General features: G+C 39.2%; 13 protein-coding genes and 1 pseudogene. 7 read left to right on the forward strand and 7 right to left on the reverse strand.

Going from position 1 to position 16,146, the window contains the following annotated elements; all coding sequences use genetic code 11:
* Positions 1 to 77: 77 nt before the first annotated feature.
* The 5 genes from BK575_RS13285 to BK575_RS13305 form a co-directional block, all read right to left on the reverse strand.
* Positions 78 to 1,256, reverse strand: a complete 1,179-nt coding sequence (locus BK575_RS13285; RefSeq protein ID WP_078410800.1) for a Ger(x)C family spore germination protein — start codon at positions 1,254 to 1,256, stop codon at positions 78 to 80.
* A complete protein-coding gene (locus tag BK575_RS13290; RefSeq protein ID WP_169907791.1) occupies positions 1,243 to 2,343 on the reverse strand; it encodes a GerAB/ArcD/ProY family transporter in 1,101 nt (366 codons plus the stop codon). Before BK575_RS13290 ends, BK575_RS13285 begins: the two co-directional genes overlap by 14 nt.
* A 29-nt stretch (positions 2,344 to 2,372) precedes the next feature.
* Positions 2,373 to 3,938: a spore germination protein gene (locus BK575_RS13295; RefSeq protein ID WP_078410802.1), complete on the reverse strand. Its 1,566-nt coding sequence runs from the start codon at positions 3,936 to 3,938 to the stop codon at positions 2,373 to 2,375.
* A 287-nt stretch (positions 3,939 to 4,225) separates the two neighbouring features.
* Positions 4,226 to 5,584: an FMN-binding glutamate synthase family protein gene (locus tag BK575_RS13300; RefSeq protein ID WP_078414774.1), complete on the reverse strand. Its 1,359-nt coding sequence runs from the start codon at positions 5,582 to 5,584 to the stop codon at positions 4,226 to 4,228.
* Between the two features lie 136 nt (positions 5,585 to 5,720).
* Positions 5,721 to 7,124 carry an FMN-binding glutamate synthase family protein gene (locus tag BK575_RS13305; protein ID WP_078410803.1) on the reverse strand — a complete coding sequence of 468 codons (1,404 nt, stop codon included), beginning with the start codon at positions 7,122 to 7,124 and terminating at the stop codon, positions 5,721 to 5,723.
* Positions 7,125 to 7,258: 134 nt separating this feature from the next.
* Here BK575_RS13305 and BK575_RS13310 point away from each other — a divergent pair, with 134 nt between their 5' ends.
* Together BK575_RS13310 and BK575_RS13315 are read left to right on the forward strand one after the other, a co-directional pair.
* Complete coding sequence (locus BK575_RS13310; protein WP_078410804.1) at positions 7,259 to 8,011, forward strand: YqjF family protein; 753 nt, start codon at positions 7,259 to 7,261, stop codon at positions 8,009 to 8,011.
* Positions 8,012 to 8,090: 79 nt separating this feature from the next.
* A complete protein-coding gene (locus BK575_RS13315; RefSeq protein WP_078410805.1) occupies positions 8,091 to 9,191 on the forward strand; it encodes a GerAB/ArcD/ProY family transporter in 1,101 nt (366 codons plus the stop codon).
* A 49-nt stretch (positions 9,192 to 9,240) separates the two neighbouring features.
* Here the strand turns inward: BK575_RS13315 and BK575_RS13320 are convergent, their stop codons facing one another.
* Positions 9,241 to 9,534, reverse strand: coding sequence for a phospholipase (locus BK575_RS13320; protein ID WP_078410806.1), 294 nt, complete (start codon positions 9,532 to 9,534; stop codon positions 9,241 to 9,243).
* A 519-nt stretch (positions 9,535 to 10,053) separates the two neighbouring features.
* On the opposite strand from BK575_RS13320, the gene BK575_RS13325 reads away from it, so the two are divergent.
* Positions 10,054 to 11,016, forward strand: coding sequence for a PD-(D/E)XK nuclease family protein (locus BK575_RS13325; RefSeq protein WP_169907793.1), 963 nt, complete (start codon positions 10,054 to 10,056; stop codon positions 11,014 to 11,016).
* Between the two features lie 14 nt (positions 11,017 to 11,030).
* Here BK575_RS13325 and ilvA read toward each other — a convergent pair whose 3' ends face one another.
* Complete coding sequence (gene ilvA, locus BK575_RS13330; RefSeq protein ID WP_078410808.1) at positions 11,031 to 12,239, reverse strand: threonine ammonia-lyase; 1,209 nt, start codon at positions 12,237 to 12,239, stop codon at positions 11,031 to 11,033.
* A 169-nt stretch (positions 12,240 to 12,408) separates the two neighbouring features.
* Here ilvA and BK575_RS13335 point away from each other — a divergent pair, with 169 nt between their 5' ends.
* The 4 genes and pseudogenes from BK575_RS13335 (at position 12,409) to BK575_RS13350 (ending at position 15,999) form a co-directional block, all read left to right on the forward strand.
* Entirely contained in the window at positions 12,409 to 13,065 is a 657-nt protein-coding gene (locus tag BK575_RS13335; protein WP_078410809.1) for a Bax inhibitor-1/YccA family protein, read from the forward strand.
* Positions 13,066 to 13,928: 863 nt separating this feature from the next.
* Positions 13,929 to 14,758: pseudogene (locus BK575_RS13340) on the forward strand (lipase family protein).
* A gap of 37 nt (positions 14,759 to 14,795) precedes the next feature.
* Positions 14,796 to 15,722, forward strand: a complete 927-nt coding sequence (locus BK575_RS13345) for a lipase family protein (protein ID WP_078410810.1) — start codon at positions 14,796 to 14,798, stop codon at positions 15,720 to 15,722.
* Positions 15,673 to 15,999, forward strand: a complete 327-nt coding sequence (locus tag BK575_RS13350; protein WP_235867480.1) for an arylsulfotransferase family protein — start codon at positions 15,673 to 15,675, stop codon at positions 15,997 to 15,999. Before BK575_RS13345 ends, BK575_RS13350 begins: the two co-directional genes overlap by 50 nt.
* The last annotated feature ends 147 nt before the right edge of the window (positions 16,000 to 16,146 follow it).

The following is a 16,146-nucleotide window of genomic DNA, read 5'->3' on the forward strand; positions in this document are numbered from 1 at the left end:
GTAATCGCTATGCTATGGCACTCACAGGCAAATTGGAAAGTATAAACGCACTGTTGATTGATTATTAGATTTTCTTATTACGATTTATTGATTTTTCTCCCTTGTGTTTGGAATTGTCTAATATTAACTTTCACGTTAATATCAACTGCAGCATTAACAAACCGGTCTTCCCAATCTTTTTTTACTTTTTTCCACACCTTCGGTTTATGAATTCGTAAACTTTCTCCAAACCCAACGACATCTACTTTTAAGTCTTTTTGTGTCCTTGTTAATCCTGCTTTCATTAATCGCTTAAATTCTCTTTCAATTTGCTTTTCAGCATTTTGAATAAATTTCTCATTAAACGCATCGCTGTTTGGAATCCAATCTTCAGATAAACGTCCTTCGGTATTGATGTTTACTGTATATGAAACGTTCTCTCCATTCATCTTAGGCTTAATGGAGCTTTTTAAACTCTCAATTTCATATGAAATAATTTCGTCTGTTTCTTTATCGACTGCTGTTACGACACCCGCTTCAGCTTCACCTGTCATACAATTAATGCCAAACGTTTCATCTTCATCTAACTCCCCGATCATTTTCTTTGTTTTCCCTTTAATCACTGCGGCTCCAATGATTTGAACTCCATCTTTAAACTTTTGTACTTTTTGGACAATGAAACTTGAACTAGCCGACATTTTCTCTGAGAAATCACCTAAAGATAATTTAGGGGCCATTTTTGCTGTTTTCGTTTTCATATTTTCCGTTATATAAAGCAGCTTTAAAGCAGGAATTGGATCCTTTACTCCTGCTATATTTAATATTTCGCTTCCTTTTTCCTCTGAAATCAATACGTGAACTGTCCGTCTTATTTCATGATCACGAAAGAAAAAGTTCATTAACTGAAGTAAACTAATGGATTGTGCCGCCTCCTTACCAATTATCAATACTTTTAAATGGGAATAATTCGGGCTGCGGCTTGTTGCTGTGGAAGCTTCACGGCCGCCTTCAAATAAAGAGATTTCATCAATCATTAAATTGTGAAAAGGTGGTCCTTGAGAGCCGTCTCCTCCAATCTCACCAGCCAGCACTTTAGGTACAACAAATTGAAGCGTAAATTCAGGTGTTACACGACCGTTTGTTGAATTTTCTTGATTATCCACTGCGATTCCAACAACTAAACCTGTATCTTCAATATCAAGGCGATCCCAACACCCCGCCGTAAAAAGAATCGAGATACAGCAGCATATTATCATGCCCTTTTTAGCTCTTCGCATTTCGTTTCCTCCTTATGAAGGCAATGATCCATAAAAAGAACGGCATAATCCCTGCAACAAACATCCCTAAGTTTCCAACATAGTCGCCATATTTAAAAACAACATTGATATCTGATGGATACATAGACAATAGATAAATGAACGGCAATAAACCTAAAATACAGTGCGAACGATTTTTATTAAATATTTGCGCCAGCCCCAAAGATGCCATATATAAAGAAATGCTGTAAGTAGTAAAGGTTGTAATAATCCAGATGATGATAAAAAATGTTTCAAATCGCTCGAAGAATACCCCTTTCATTTCAATCGATTTTACTAACTCCATTGTTGGAAAAGTGAGCAATCGCACCTCTTCAACAGTTAATGTACCTATAACAAGAATCAATACTGCCGTATATAAAATAATGGATAACCCAATACCAATGAACGTTGTGAGGATTGCATTTTTCGGTGTATGCATATAAGCCGTCAATATGAACATGACCTCAAACCCAGTGTACGAAAGGGCATTCGGTTTAATTCCTTTTAGTACGGGTTGTATCCCTTCTCCTAAGAAAGGACGGATATTATTGAACTCAAAATTAGCGAAACTTAAGAGGAACATTAATAGAAAGAGAAATAAAAGTATAGGAAAATACAATTCAAATAGCTTAAGAATCGAATTGACCCCTCCCGCTACTAAATAAACACCCACACTCATAAACACTAAAATAATGACTTCCATTGGTGTTTTGTCTAATAAGTAACTGCGAATGACTTCTCCCATTGACCGCGCTTCAAATCCAGCTAACATCGTAAAATAAATAATCACAACGAAATTGAGAATATACCCGATAGGTTTCCCTATGATTTGATAGCTAAATTGATAAAAAGTTTGATTTGGAAACATTTGGCCAATTTTAACAACAAAAAATGCTGCACACATCGCAATAAAACCTGCAACCAAAATACTTAACCACACATCCGGGGTTTGAACAGCTTCTGCACTCGTTCTAGGTAGTGTAATGATCCCAACTCCAACAATGGTCATGGTGACCGCAATTGAAGCTTGAATATTGGTTATTTTTTCTTGAGGACTTGGAATCATACGCATCACCTTTCAACTAGAAAGAGCCATCATTTAATCCGAGTAGAATCCTTTGGTTTTAACATGTCAGGCCTTTGTTTTAACGTTTTTGTCGGAAAGCGAACTAACGCATCCTTCCAATCTTTAAATCGATATGGAATAAAGGGAGAGGTATATTCGACGCCAAAACTTTTGAGTTTAACAAGGTGAATCGTAATCACCATCGCAAACATGATAATTCCAAATAACCCTAATACAGCAGCGGACAGCATCATTCCAAAGCGTAAAACACGGATCGCAATCGCTACCCCATATTGCGGTAAAGAAAAGGAAGAAATCGCTGTTACTGCGACAACGATGACCATCATTGGGCTAACTAAGCCGGCTGTAACAGCCGCTTCACCAATAACGAGACCGCCGACAATTCCCACCGTTTGACCAATTGGTTTTGGAAGTCTGACTCCTGCTTCTCGTAATATTTCAATCGTAACTTCCATCATTAATGCTTCTATAATGGAGGGAAAAGGAACCCCTTCACGGCTTCCGGCAATAGAGATGACTAAATCTGTCGGAATCAACCCCGGGTGATATGAAACAAGAGCTACATATAAAGAGGGAGCAAATAACGAGACAATTACTGCCCCAAAACGCATGAGACGAACAAGAGTACCAACGAACCATCGTTCATAGTAGTCTTCCGGCCCCTGCAGGATAGACGAGATTGTGATAGGCAGCAGCAATACAAAAGGTGTTCCATCAACTAAAATGGCAACACGGCCTTCTAATAAGCCGCTTGCTGCTCTATCCGGCCTTTCGGTTGTTACTAATTGTGGAAACGGTGATAAAGGGTCATCTTCAATTAATTGCTCGATAATCCCAGATTCAGGCACTTGGTCGATATTAATTTTTTCTAACCGTTTTTTAACCTCTTGGATGATATTGTCATTTGTAATATCTTTCATATATGTAACGATAACGGTTGTTTGACTTCGACGTCCGATTGTATATTTGTCTAAGACTAAATTAGGATCTTTAATGCGTCTTCTAATTAAAGAGATATTCATAAGAATATTTTCAACAAAGCCTTCTCTTGGACCTCTAACAGTCGCTTCTGTAACTGGTTCCTCAATTTGTCTTGACGGCCATTTTTTGGTTCCGAGTAAAAGAACCGTATCGACGCCGTCTATTAATAATGCGGTCTCTCCATTAAAAATGTTCATCACGCAGTCTTCTATATTCTTTAGTTCTTCTACATCTGTTAGTGTGACAACATGATCTTTCATTTTTTCTTTGATTTTAGAGCCTATAACCCGATCTTCGCTTATAAAATTTTCATGTTTCCGAAAATCTAACATGATGGACTTTAATATTTGTTCATAAATTTGTTCTTTATCGGCAAGACCTCTAATAAATACGACGGCTGCATCGACGTTATATATGTCAATATAAAATCTGCGAATGGCGATATCCGGATTATTTCCTAAAATGTTTTGTAACTGCTCGAGGTTCGAATACAGACTCGCTGAAAAAAATTCATCCGTTCCATGTACCTTTACTTGTGGCTGAGTATTTTTCGTATCTTTATTCTTTTTTTGTGACCAAGTCCATTGATGCATCCCCCTCACCTACTTATAGAGAATATGTTTTTGAATCGAGAGAGCTTTACATTACCTCTTATTATTGTGGAAGTTTGTTTAAAGATGGGGTGGTATGCTCCTTAACTCGATGATTGTCGTAACCATTTTGAAACTTTCGAAATCGTATAGGGAATCATAAATGCAAAACAAGCACCTACGAAATGACTCCATTTTGGAAGGTAAGAAATGACATTTTTCATAAAGACTTCACCTGTTTTTTATTTTCACCCAACACTTTATTTTTCATTCAGTCTTTGTTTGTCTTCCTAAGATTTAAATGAAAACGGAATTCCAATCATTTTTGCAGTCAACTCGTCGTAGGATACTAAATCTTTTTTGGACAATTCTTTTAATGAGCGTTTGCCCATCGCCCTTAATTCCATTTTCATTTCTTCTGTACTTGCAGTTAAGAATTTCTCGGCTGTTTTTACTCCGTCCTCAACTTTAAATTGATCCTTGAATTTGCCGTTATACCAAACCGCTTGTGTAGGCGGTTCGAATGGAAGAGCATTCAAGGATTGAGTATGGGAAACAGTAAATAACATGGCAGACCCTACATACACAGCATCTGCCCCCAGTGCAAGCACTTTTAAAAAGTGCCCGGGTACTAAAAGCCCTCCTGAGACAATTAAACTAATTTGTCCCTTCATTCCTCTTTTTTCTAGATGACAAACTGCCCGAACCACTCCGTGTAATGTCGGAATACCAAAATCATCGGCTAAAATGGGCGGTGCCTCTTTCATCGATGCTTGGCCCCCGTCAATGGCAATAAAATCGACCCCTACATCAATTAAATGATCAATATCTTCTTCAATCTTTCCGCCCATTCCCATTTTTACACCGATGGGAACACCGCCTGATAGGTTTCGAAGTTCCTCAACAAGCTCTTTTATATCTTGCAATGTTTGATTTTCGAAAAATTGTTCATAAATCACGGCATCGTCATTTTCCTTAAGCCCCATTATCTCACGGGCACGGCCTGTTAAATCTTTAGGCGGGATTTTTTGGCCCATCCCTACTACAGCACCTTGTCCCAACTTAATTTCAATCATGTCGGCACGCTTAATCACCTCGATATTTTTTGACCATTTTGTTTTGGAAAACTGTAAAATATATTTTCCCGCTGCATCTAACTCTTCAGGTAAAATGCCCCCTTCACCGGAATTAATCGCCGTTCCCACATTTTTAGCGGCTTCTGCCAAAGAAAGCCTCGCTTGTTCACTAAGCCCCACTCCATAGCCCATCCCGCTGATCATAAGCGGAATGCTGATCGTCATTGGCTTTTTGGATTTTGGTCCGATGGTTACTTGTATATCCACTTCTTTCTCACCATCAATGGGAAACGGTGAAACTTGGGCAGGGATAAAAGTAATCGGATCAAAATGAGGCCATTTTTTTGAAGAGCCGCCAAGCGGGCGATAAAGGACGGCGCCAGTTTCTGCACGCAAGCTGTTTTCAACCACATTTTGAATGCCCATATGCCGAAGGCCCGGCATCAACTCCATAATATTTTCTTGATAGCTGTCAGTTAAGATGATTTTTCCCATCTGTTTCACCATTCGTTTTATAATCCAACGCCAGCCAACAAGTATGAATAAAAAAAGGACAAATAGTATGGTGATCATCGCAAATAGAAAATAATCTAAAATGTTCAATGTATTCACTGCCCCACTATCCGTAAATTCTTCAAAATGATCGATTTAGAACATTCGACATAGCCCAAAAACGTCCGTGCCGAATGTTCTATGGCACTTATTTCTCTTATTCTTTCTCTTCCCAAGGTTCAAATGAAAACGGAATGCCAATCATTTTGGCGGTCAGTTCGTCATAGGATACTAAATCTTTTTTGGACAACTCTTTTAAAGAACGCTTGCCCATGGCTCTTAACGCCATCTTAATTTCTTCCGTACTTGCAGTTAAGAATTTCTCGGCTGCTTTTACTCCATCTTCCTTTTTAAATTGATCTTTGAATTTTCCTTGATTCCATACCACTTGTGTAGGCGGTTCGAAGGGAAGTGCTTTCAATGCTTGATTATGGGAGACAGCAAATAAGATGGCAGAGCCTAAGTACACAGCATCTGCCCCAAGTGCGAGCACTTTTAAAAAATGCCCCGGGACTAAAAGCCCTCCTGAGACAATTAAACTAATCTGTCCTTTCATATTTCTTTTTTCCAGATGGTTAACAGCCCGGACAACAGCATGCAATGTCGGGATTCCCGTGTCATCGGATAAAATGGGCGGTGCACCGTGTGTGGCTGCTTGGCCGCCGTCAATCGCAATATAATCGACACCTAAATCAATTAAATGATCGATATCTTCTTCAATTTTTCCACCTGCCCCTATTTTTACCCCGATGGGCACACCGCCTGATAGATTCCGAAGCTCTACTACAAGATCTTTAATGTCTTGTAACGTTTGGTTTTCAAAAAAATGTTCAAAAATCACGGCATCTTCGTTTTCTTTGAGTCCAAAGATTTCACGGGCACGACCTGTTAAATTTTGGGGTGAAATTTTGCCTCCCACCCCGGCCAATGCGCCTTGCCCAAACTTAATTTCAATCATGTCGGCACGTTTAATCACTTCTTCTTCCTTTGACCATTCCGTTTTGGAAAACTGTAAAATGAATTTTCCTGCCGTCTCTAATTCTTCCGGTAAAATGCCGCCTTCACCGGAATTAATCGCAGTCCCTGTATTTTTGGCTGCTTGGGCTAAAGCGAGTCTCACTTCTTCACTGAGGGCAATTCCATAAGCCATTCCGCTGATCATAAGCGGGATGTCGATGTTCAATGGTTTTTTTGCTCTTGGTCCAATGGTTACTTTTACATCCACTTCTTCTTCCCCATCAATCGGGAACGGTGAAACTTGAGCAGGAATAAAAGTAATCGGATCAAAATGAGGCCATTTTTTTGAAGAGCCGAGCGGGCGATGAAGAACATCGCCCGTTTCTGCGCGCAAGCTGTTTTCAATCATATTTTGAATGCCCATATGCCGAAGGCCCGGCATCAACTCCATAATATTTTCTTGATAGCTGTCGGTTAACACGATTTTCCCCATCTGTTTCACCATTCGTTTCATGATCCACCGCCAACCAACAAGCATGAATAAAAAAAGGACAAATAATACGGCAACCATTCCAAATGTTAAATAATATAAAATGCTAGGCATATTGAATTCTCCATTATCACATAATTATACCGTTCGATTATCTATGATTTCCAAAATAAGGTTAATTATGTAAGTTATATAGGAGAGTATTCATTGCTTCATCAGCGGAAACCATTACAAGAGGAGGAACATAAATGAATTTATTACATGATTATAGTCACCGTCCTTGGCCATTACCCTCGAAAAAATGGATTATGCGGCAAACATGGAGTAATCTATTGTTTTTGCATTGGCCCATTCCTGCTGAATCTTTACGACCCTATATCCCTTCTTCATTACAAATCGATACTTTTAACCAATCTGCTTGGCTCGGAGTCGTGGTCTTTGTCATGGACGGAATATATGCTCGCGGTTTACCACCTGTATCATTAACCCCTAAGTTTCCAGAAATCAATGTAAGAACATATGTACAATGCGATGGTAAACCTGGTGTATTTTTTATGTCTCTTGACGTTGAAGACTGGGCCTCCTTTACAATTGCAAAGAGATGGTTTCATTTACCTTATCACCCTGCACAACTATCATTTCAAAAAAAGGGACAAACGTTTTATTGCGAAAGTATTCGTAAAGGAAAAACAAACGCGCCTATAAGATTTAGTGGAACGTACACTCCCTTATCACCCGTTTATTTACCTGAAAAAGAAACGCTGGATTATTGGCTTACAGAGCGTTATTGCTTATATAGCAGCGATAACGGAACCGACATTTATTGCAGTGAAATACACCATCGTCCCTGGCCGTTACAACAAGCAGCGGCAGACATATGTATAAACACCCTTTTTACTCCCTTTCGTTTTGACTTAACTGACATAAAACCGCTGGCTCATTTCTCCAAAGGCGTGGATACGCTTATATGGAATATTCAGAAGATGCGGCTTCATGTATAAGTTCTTCTTATCCAAAGGATACTAACGATTACATGATCTAGAAATGTCTAGACAAGCTTAAAGGAGATTTTAAGAAGATATGTCAAATCAAGTCAGACCGAGCTTTCAAGTGAGTCCTTTTTTGGTTTTTTTTATGATTCACTCCGCTCAAGTAGGAGTGGGGATTTTAACCTTTCCACGCTCAATTGCCAAAGAGGCGGGTTATGATAGTTGGATTGGCATCATTGCAGCTGGTTTGATGACTCATCTTTCCCTCTTTTGTATCTTTCAATTGATGAAGTATGAACATCATAGTCTTTCCCATATCCATCGCTTCGTTTATGGAAAATGGCTGGGAAGATTTTTTACGTTTCTATTTATTATTCAATTTTTATGGTCAGGTTTAGCCATTTTGCGTGAGTATGTAAGAGTGATTCAAGTATGGATGTTTCCTTCTCTTCCGACATGGCTTCCGACTTTATTGGTTTTGATTCTCCTTTATTACACCATTTCCGGCGGCTTTCGCGTCATGGTTGGAATGTGTTTCTTTAAGGTGATCGTTGCTGCGATCATCACGTTTCCGGTGTTTTTTACACTGGGTGATGCTGATTTTGGGAAACTTTCGTTGATTCCTTACCATTCGATGAAAGAACTATGGGGAGCAGCCAAGACAATGTCTTTTAGCTATATTGGATTTGAAATGATTTTAGTGTATTATCCGTTTATCCAAGAAGGAACGAAGTCGAAAAAGTATGCCTATCTAGCAAACGCTGGGACCACCCTGCTGTATTTAGCCGTTGCATTCATGTGTTTCCTCTTTTATAGTGAAAAACAATTAAGCTCCGTCATTTGGCCTTATTTAAAATTATCTTCCAGTTTAGAGTTCAGTATCATCCAGCGTTTTGAACTTGTATTCGTTTCTGCCTGGGTACTCGTCATTGTCCCATGTGTCATTTTATATCTTTGGTGCGCAAGCCGTTTAGCGAAAGAGGTTTTTAAAGTGAAGCAAAAATACCCGCTCCTCCTCTTTATGCTGATTTATATAGTGGTTTCCCATTATATTGATGACAGCGAAGAGTTTCAGTTATTTGGAAACTGGAGCGGAAAAGTTGCCTTTTATTTAAACTATGTTTATATCCCGGCCCTGTGTATACTGTATATGCTGATGCGAAAAATAAAGCGCCCTTCTGCCTCTTCCTGAGACAGCTTATACATAGCAAAAGAAGCTGGCAATTTGCCAGCTTCTTTTACTAAATCCTAGTACACGTAAATAGATGCTTGATTTTCATGTAGTTATACATCAAACCTGCTTGTCTTCCCTTTTGGCTGTAAGAATTGACTTTCGGGCGAAGGCACTCAAGAAATTGCCGGTCGCATCTGCATGACGGACCAAACTTCTCATAACACTTATCGTGTGCTTTACAACAAGCATCTACATCATTAATAGGAGCACCAGGTCCGCTGCATCCGGGACCGCACCATTTATAATCAGGAAAAATACTTAAACATGCTTGAGGCCTTGTCCGGCTTTTTCTCCTCGACATAAAAAACCTCCTTTTAAAAGTTTGATATGAAGGTATTTTCGACATGTCCGTTATTTGTTCATATCAAATGTTCTCAATCTATTATTCATTCTAAATAAATCCAACTAAATAATTTAACATTAGGCTATAGAGAAAAATAACTGTAAGTACTGCCATATTTACAAATACACCTACATGATTAGCTAATGAATATGTTCAAAAATTATAATGAGACTTATCTAAATACAATTTAAGTTTTTAACATAAGCTTGGCCGTGATTCCTCTTTAGGATTTTGGGTCTCTGTATCTTGAATAGGCTCTCAAAGGTTCTCTTATAAGCGGTCGAGAAAGATTGCCGACCGCTTATGCGTAATGAATTTGACATAGGCGCTTTTTGCCTATGTCAAATTCATTATGTGGATTTATATATTCTATTCTCTTTTTCTAGTTCTGATTGTTTATTCGTCTACTCTGCAGGTCTATTTTCTGTAAAAAACGATAGAATATATTAACTAGTATTCTTCAAGGATGTGATGGTTTTGTTTGAAATAAAAGACTTCCCTGAATTTTCATGGTCCTATTCCCGGCATAAAACTTGGACGGAATGTGTTCGCAAGTATGGATATGAATATTATTTTGCCCATAACGGCTGGCTCTACGATGCTCCGGCATCCGCTCAATATGCCTATCGCCTTAAAAAGCTCGTCAACCTGCCCATTTTGTTTGGTGAAGCCGTTCATGATGTTATTGAGCATTCGATACAGCAGTACGTGCGAAAGGGCAATCTTCCACATGCAGAGGATTTGGAACAACGTGTACGGACCCGGCTGCGTACTGCCTTTCTTGACTCAAGAGACCGCGGAGACGAATGGTATTACAAACCTAACGGCTATACGATGTTATTTGACATGTATTATGAGGGCGAATTGCCTGAGCAAGGAGTAAAAGAAATTCATGACCGTCTCCGTACATGTTTGCAAAACTTTTTGCATAGTAAATCGTTTCTCGAGCTAACATCCAACTTGAACATAAAAGTAATGGAACCGGAAAAATTTCGTTCAATGGAGATAAATGGGGTAAAAGTTTACTCGGTCATGGATATGATTTATTATGATAGCGAAAACGACAGATGGATCATTGTTGATTGGAAAACAGGCAGATACTCCTCCGATCATATGGGGCAGCTTGCGGTCTATGCGCTCTATTTAATGACCAAGTGGAACATCCCTATTGAAAAAGTGGCTGTTCGCAACGAATACTTATTGACAGGAAGCTGCCATACATACCATCTCACTTCAATAGACATTCAAGCAATGATTGACCAGATGACGATGAGTGTACAAGCCATGAAACAGTATCAGCAAGATAAAGAGAGGAACAAACCTGTGCCATTGGAACAATTTCAGCCAACATCCCATACATTCCGATGTCAGCGCTGCAACTATAAGGAAATGTGCCTTGACAGCAGCGTTAGCAGATCGCTCCCTTATGAATATGCGTAACGATAAACAATGCCCTATTTTATGATTTCGGGGCTATATCCTTTCTTCTTCAACGTCATAAAGATTTGTTCGATGTGCGGCCGATCCTTCGTTTCAATTGAAAGGCTCAGTTGTGCATAACCGGGATAAATATCTTCTCCCATATAATTAAGAGAGATATCCATGATGTTTCCTTGCAGCTCCGTAATCACCGCCAGAACTTCTTCAAGATGTCCCGGTTTATCTTTAATAATGGCAGTCAAGTGTACAAAGCGCCCGGATTCCACCATTCCGCGCCCAATGATTCTTGAAATCACATTCATATCTACGTTTCCACCGCTTAAAATTGCAACAACCTTTTTGTTTTTAATCGCTAGTTTGTGATATACCAAAGCAGCAAGGGAGCTCGCGCCTGATCCTTCCACAAGCAATTTGTTCCTCTCAAGCACCATAAGCATCGTCCGGGCAATCTCCATTTCATCGACACAGTACAGATCATCTACATATCGTTGAATCAGCTGGAATGTGAGTTCCCCAGGCTTTTTGACGGCAATTCCATCTGCCATCGTCGGCATGGCTTCAACCGTCACCGGTTTCTTTTCTTTCAGCGACTGCTTCATGCTTGAACAGGCCATCGCCTCGACACCATAAATATGGATCGACGGTTTTTTTTCTTTCACCGCCATCGCAACGCCTGCAATTAATCCACCTCCACCTACCGGACATATAATGGCCTCTACATCGGGAAGCTGTTCCAGGATCTCAAGCCCTACTGTTCCTTGGCCGGCGATGACCGCTTCATCATCAAAAGCATGAACGAAAGCAGCCCCTGTCTTTTCCTTTAATTCCAACGCATAGGCAAGCGCTTCATCAAATACATCACCTTGCAGTTCAACGTTTGCTCCATACCGCTTAGTTGCCAGCACTTTGCTTAACGGGGCCCCTTTTGGCATTACAATTGTACAAGGAATATTCAGCATATCGCTCGAATAAGCAACACCTTGTGCGTGATTTCCTGCGGATGCGGCAATCACCCCTTTTTGAATCTCTTCCTTTCCTAATGAAATCATTTTGTTATAGGAACCTCTCACTTTAAAGGATCCTGTCTTTTGCAAATTCTCAAGCTTCAAATAGACCTCATTATGTGAAAGTTCACTGAACGTTTTCGAGTAGTCTAAGGGAGTGGTATGTACGATGCCCTGCATCTTTTCTCTGGCTTTTAAAATATCTTCAAATAAACTCACCTTTCAAACCTCCTCTATCTGCCTGCTTACAAAATGAAGCACAAACCTCTTTCTATTTTTCACATCCAGCATAAAGTTATTCGTTTTGGAAGAAATAATTAACTTTCCGCTGAAACCATCCTCCTCTATATTCGTATATATAGGCAATATAGAGGAGGATGATGATTGAATGGAAATGGTGAGTTCCCGTAACTTATTGACACAACGAGTCTTACCGCAATTTTTTTTAACTCTTTTAATTAGTTTTACCGGCATGCTGCTCGGGATGGCTTTCATTCCCTTCGGTATTGCGATAGCTGTTTCATTTGTAGTCCTGATTGTGCTCATTGTAGTGACGATCAAGAGGGCGAAAGACAGGAAAGTGTCCAACTATGGAATCCAAATTTCGATGCCTTTTGTTCATATGCTTACCTTTTTAATGGGAATCGGTATTTATCCGGCGATTTCTTCTTATATTTCATCCATGGGTGCTTCTTTAGTCGTGTTGGCCTTTGGTGTAACAACTGCTCTTTTTGGTACATTATTTGTCTATACGTATGTGACGAAGCGGGACTTTACTTTTTTGGGAAGTACCTTGTTCAGTGCCTTGCTTGCGCTGATCTTACTGTCGATTGGCGGTATTTTCGTCCAAGCCGAATTTTTCCATCTGACCTTAGCGTGGATTGGCGTCGTCATTTTCTCGGGCTATATGTTATATGATGTATCTAGAATGAAACACGCAACTTTCAGTGAAGCGGATGTGCCTGGCGCGGTATTAGATTTATTCTTGAATTTTATTAATCTATTCCTCGATATTTTACGGATTGTGAATTCGTTCAAAAATTAATACTATAAAAGATCTATTAAAAAATAATGTTGATTTTCTTATGCAACTACCATGGAAGAGCAATAAGCCTTCCATCATCTACAGAATAAGAAATTAAGCAAATTATGCCGGAGTATGTTTAAACAACCAAAAGAGGCTGGGCGCCTTTTAGATGTCCAAAGGGCACCCAGCCTCTTCGATTGCTACTAATAAACAAGCGAAGCTTCAACACCATGAAAGCCACCAAAATAACAAAAAGAGACCTCCCTTGAAAAACGGTTAAATTCTCTTGGGAGGGTCCATTTTTAAATATAACTAATGTGGCGTTTTAACATTCTCAAAAAATTTTAGCTGCAGCTGGCAGGCTTGAACCTGCTTTTTTTGTTGTGTGAACACACTAGAATTCAAGCCACAAAGTTCGAATTTCATTAAAAGTACTCTGAATCGTTCATTCACTTAACTATCCCGTCTTTCACTAACCTGCTCTGTTCACCAAGACAGGATATAAATCCCCCCTGTTTAAGGGAGATTAACGTAATTCAGGATTATTGAAAGTAACAATCTTTGAGAAAGTTCTTCCCACGCCCCATGCCTAAAAACAGCCCATTATGTTGCGTTTGATAAAAGCATAGATTATATTTCGTTTGTTCTCTTGATATCTATAGAGCAATTAAAACAAATAGGAGTAGTGCCAACAAAACGCGAATTTTGCACGCTAAGAGAATTTTGACTATTTGCTGTTATTCCTACACTAAGTAACTTTCCTCGTTCTTTACTAACACCCCCGTTAATTTCACCATCATTAGCAATTCCGGATTTTAATTCATATGTTAATGTTAACGTAAACACAATATTAGCCTGTATTTAGGAAAGGAATTGTATATATGGTTTTTTCAGATAAAAACAATATTTTTAATAATAAAGCCGCAATATTACTTGCAGCAATGAGCTATCAGACATATCCATTCTTTTTAGAAGGGAAACTTATCTTACCAAAAGGCTTTAAACTTCGATACACCATTCGTGCCTTTGCTAACGTAGAGGATCCTACGGAATTAGTATTCGGTTTTATTGCCGAGTCACAAGATCAAATCATTATAGCGTTTAGAGGATATGCTGCATATCCTGCAGATCTTTTAGCATCCTATGACATATTTCAAGTTCCCTATCCCTATGCTAAAAATGGAGGAAAAACCTCCCGTGGGTTTACATGTCTTTATCAATCAACAAGAAACAATTTAATCAGACAATTAAACAACTTTCTACATCAAAAAAGCTGTTTGTTACCGGACACAACTACGGAGGAGCTCTGGCAACGTTAGCTGCTTTAGATATTGCAGTGAATACCAGATTTGAGACCCCTTTCGTGTATACGTATGGCAGTCCGCGTATCGGAGACCCTATCTTTTCTTCCGAATTTAACCAATTAGTAAAAAATAGTATACGAATTGTAAATATTCATGACTCTTTTCCAACTTTCCCAGCAAAAGAGTATCCACCTCCTTTTACGGAGGAAGGATTATACTATCAACATGTAAAAACAAAGTATCCAATCTCTTTTCAGTTAAATAATACACCACGCAATGATGCGATTGCCTGTTATTTTAAATACCTCAGCAAAATGAATCCTGATTTTTCTAAATCATTATGCGATGAAAATCCAGGTTTTTGTCCCGATACCCAAATGTGCGTTCCGTTTCGAGGAACATGCTAACGTCTGAAAGCTTGAATAAAAGAAAGGAGCTGCATAGATGAATACCACAAGCATAAAGTATATTTTTAACACGAAAGATGCCATATTGCTTTCGGCCATGATCTATCAGTCATACCAACTCTTTGAAACGGAACCACTTGTCTTGCCAAAAGGATATAGCCTCCGATATACCATACGAGCTCTTGCTGGTGTCGAGGAGCCAGAAAAGGAAGTATTTGGTTTTATTGCAGAGTCACAAGATAAAATTATTGTAGCTTTTAGAGGAACCCGAACATTTAAGGACAATGAGTCGGACCAAGACTTATATCAAGTACCATATCCTTTTGTCAGAAATGCAGGAAAAACTCATCGCGGATTTACATGTATTTATCAATCGACAAGAAATGAATTGATCAGAGAATTAAACAAGCTTTCTACAACAAAAAGACTATTTGTCGCAGGCCACAGTTTAGGAGGAGCTTTAGCCGTATTAGCTGCTTTTGATTTTGCGGTAAACACCAAGTTTAAAAATCCTTTCGTGTATACGTATGGCAGTCCCCGTGTCGGAGACCCTGACTTTGCTTCCCGCTTCAACCAAACAGTAAAGAATAGTGTTCGTATTTACAATGTCCATGACATTATTCCTACTTTACCGGATCATGCGTATCCGCCTCCGTTTACAAAAAAAGGATTATATTATCGGCATGTAAACATGAAGTATCCGCTCTCTTTCCAGCTGAACAGCTTACCTGTTCGCAATCATGAGATTGTCTGCTATTTTAAAAACCTCAGTCAACAGAATCCTGATTTTACTAGAGTATTATGTGCTAAAAACCCGGGTTTTTGTCCCGATACGGGATTATGTGTTCCGTTTATAGGAATATGCGGTGAGAAGAATTCAAGCTCAAAAGTATGGAGCTTAGGCTGTGAAACAAGTGCCGGCAGATCTAACACCGTATGGAGGTCCAGCGGACGGATATTTTGATAATTACTCCATTCAAGAAGTCGATCTTACAACAGGCAAGCTTCTTTTCTTTTGGAATGTACTGGCTCATATTGATCCGGCCGACTCGATGTTACCCGCGTCATCTGCAACCAGCTCTAATAATATTTGGGACTGTTTCCACGTAAATTCAGTTGAAGAGGGGCCAAACAATACACTCCTAATTAGCATGCGTAACATGTGGGCCATATTTTCAGGTAAATGCATTGAATTCATGTGGTCAAGTCATTGGCACGCCACGGATTGCTCGTTTGTATAAACAGCCGTATTAAAATCCTCCATAACGGCACTTGAAAATTCCCCACTCTCGGCAGAAAATCTCTCTTTTGAGGAGAGAAATATGCTAAAGAATGGGGAGTTTTATTTGATCAAAGAGGTGAAACAAAGAGAAAGTTATTAAAAGTAA

The sequence above is a fragment of the Priestia abyssalis genome (assembly GCF_002019595.1).
Taxonomy (GTDB): domain Bacteria; phylum Bacillota; class Bacilli; order Bacillales; family Bacillaceae_H; genus Bacillus_BA; species Bacillus_BA abyssalis.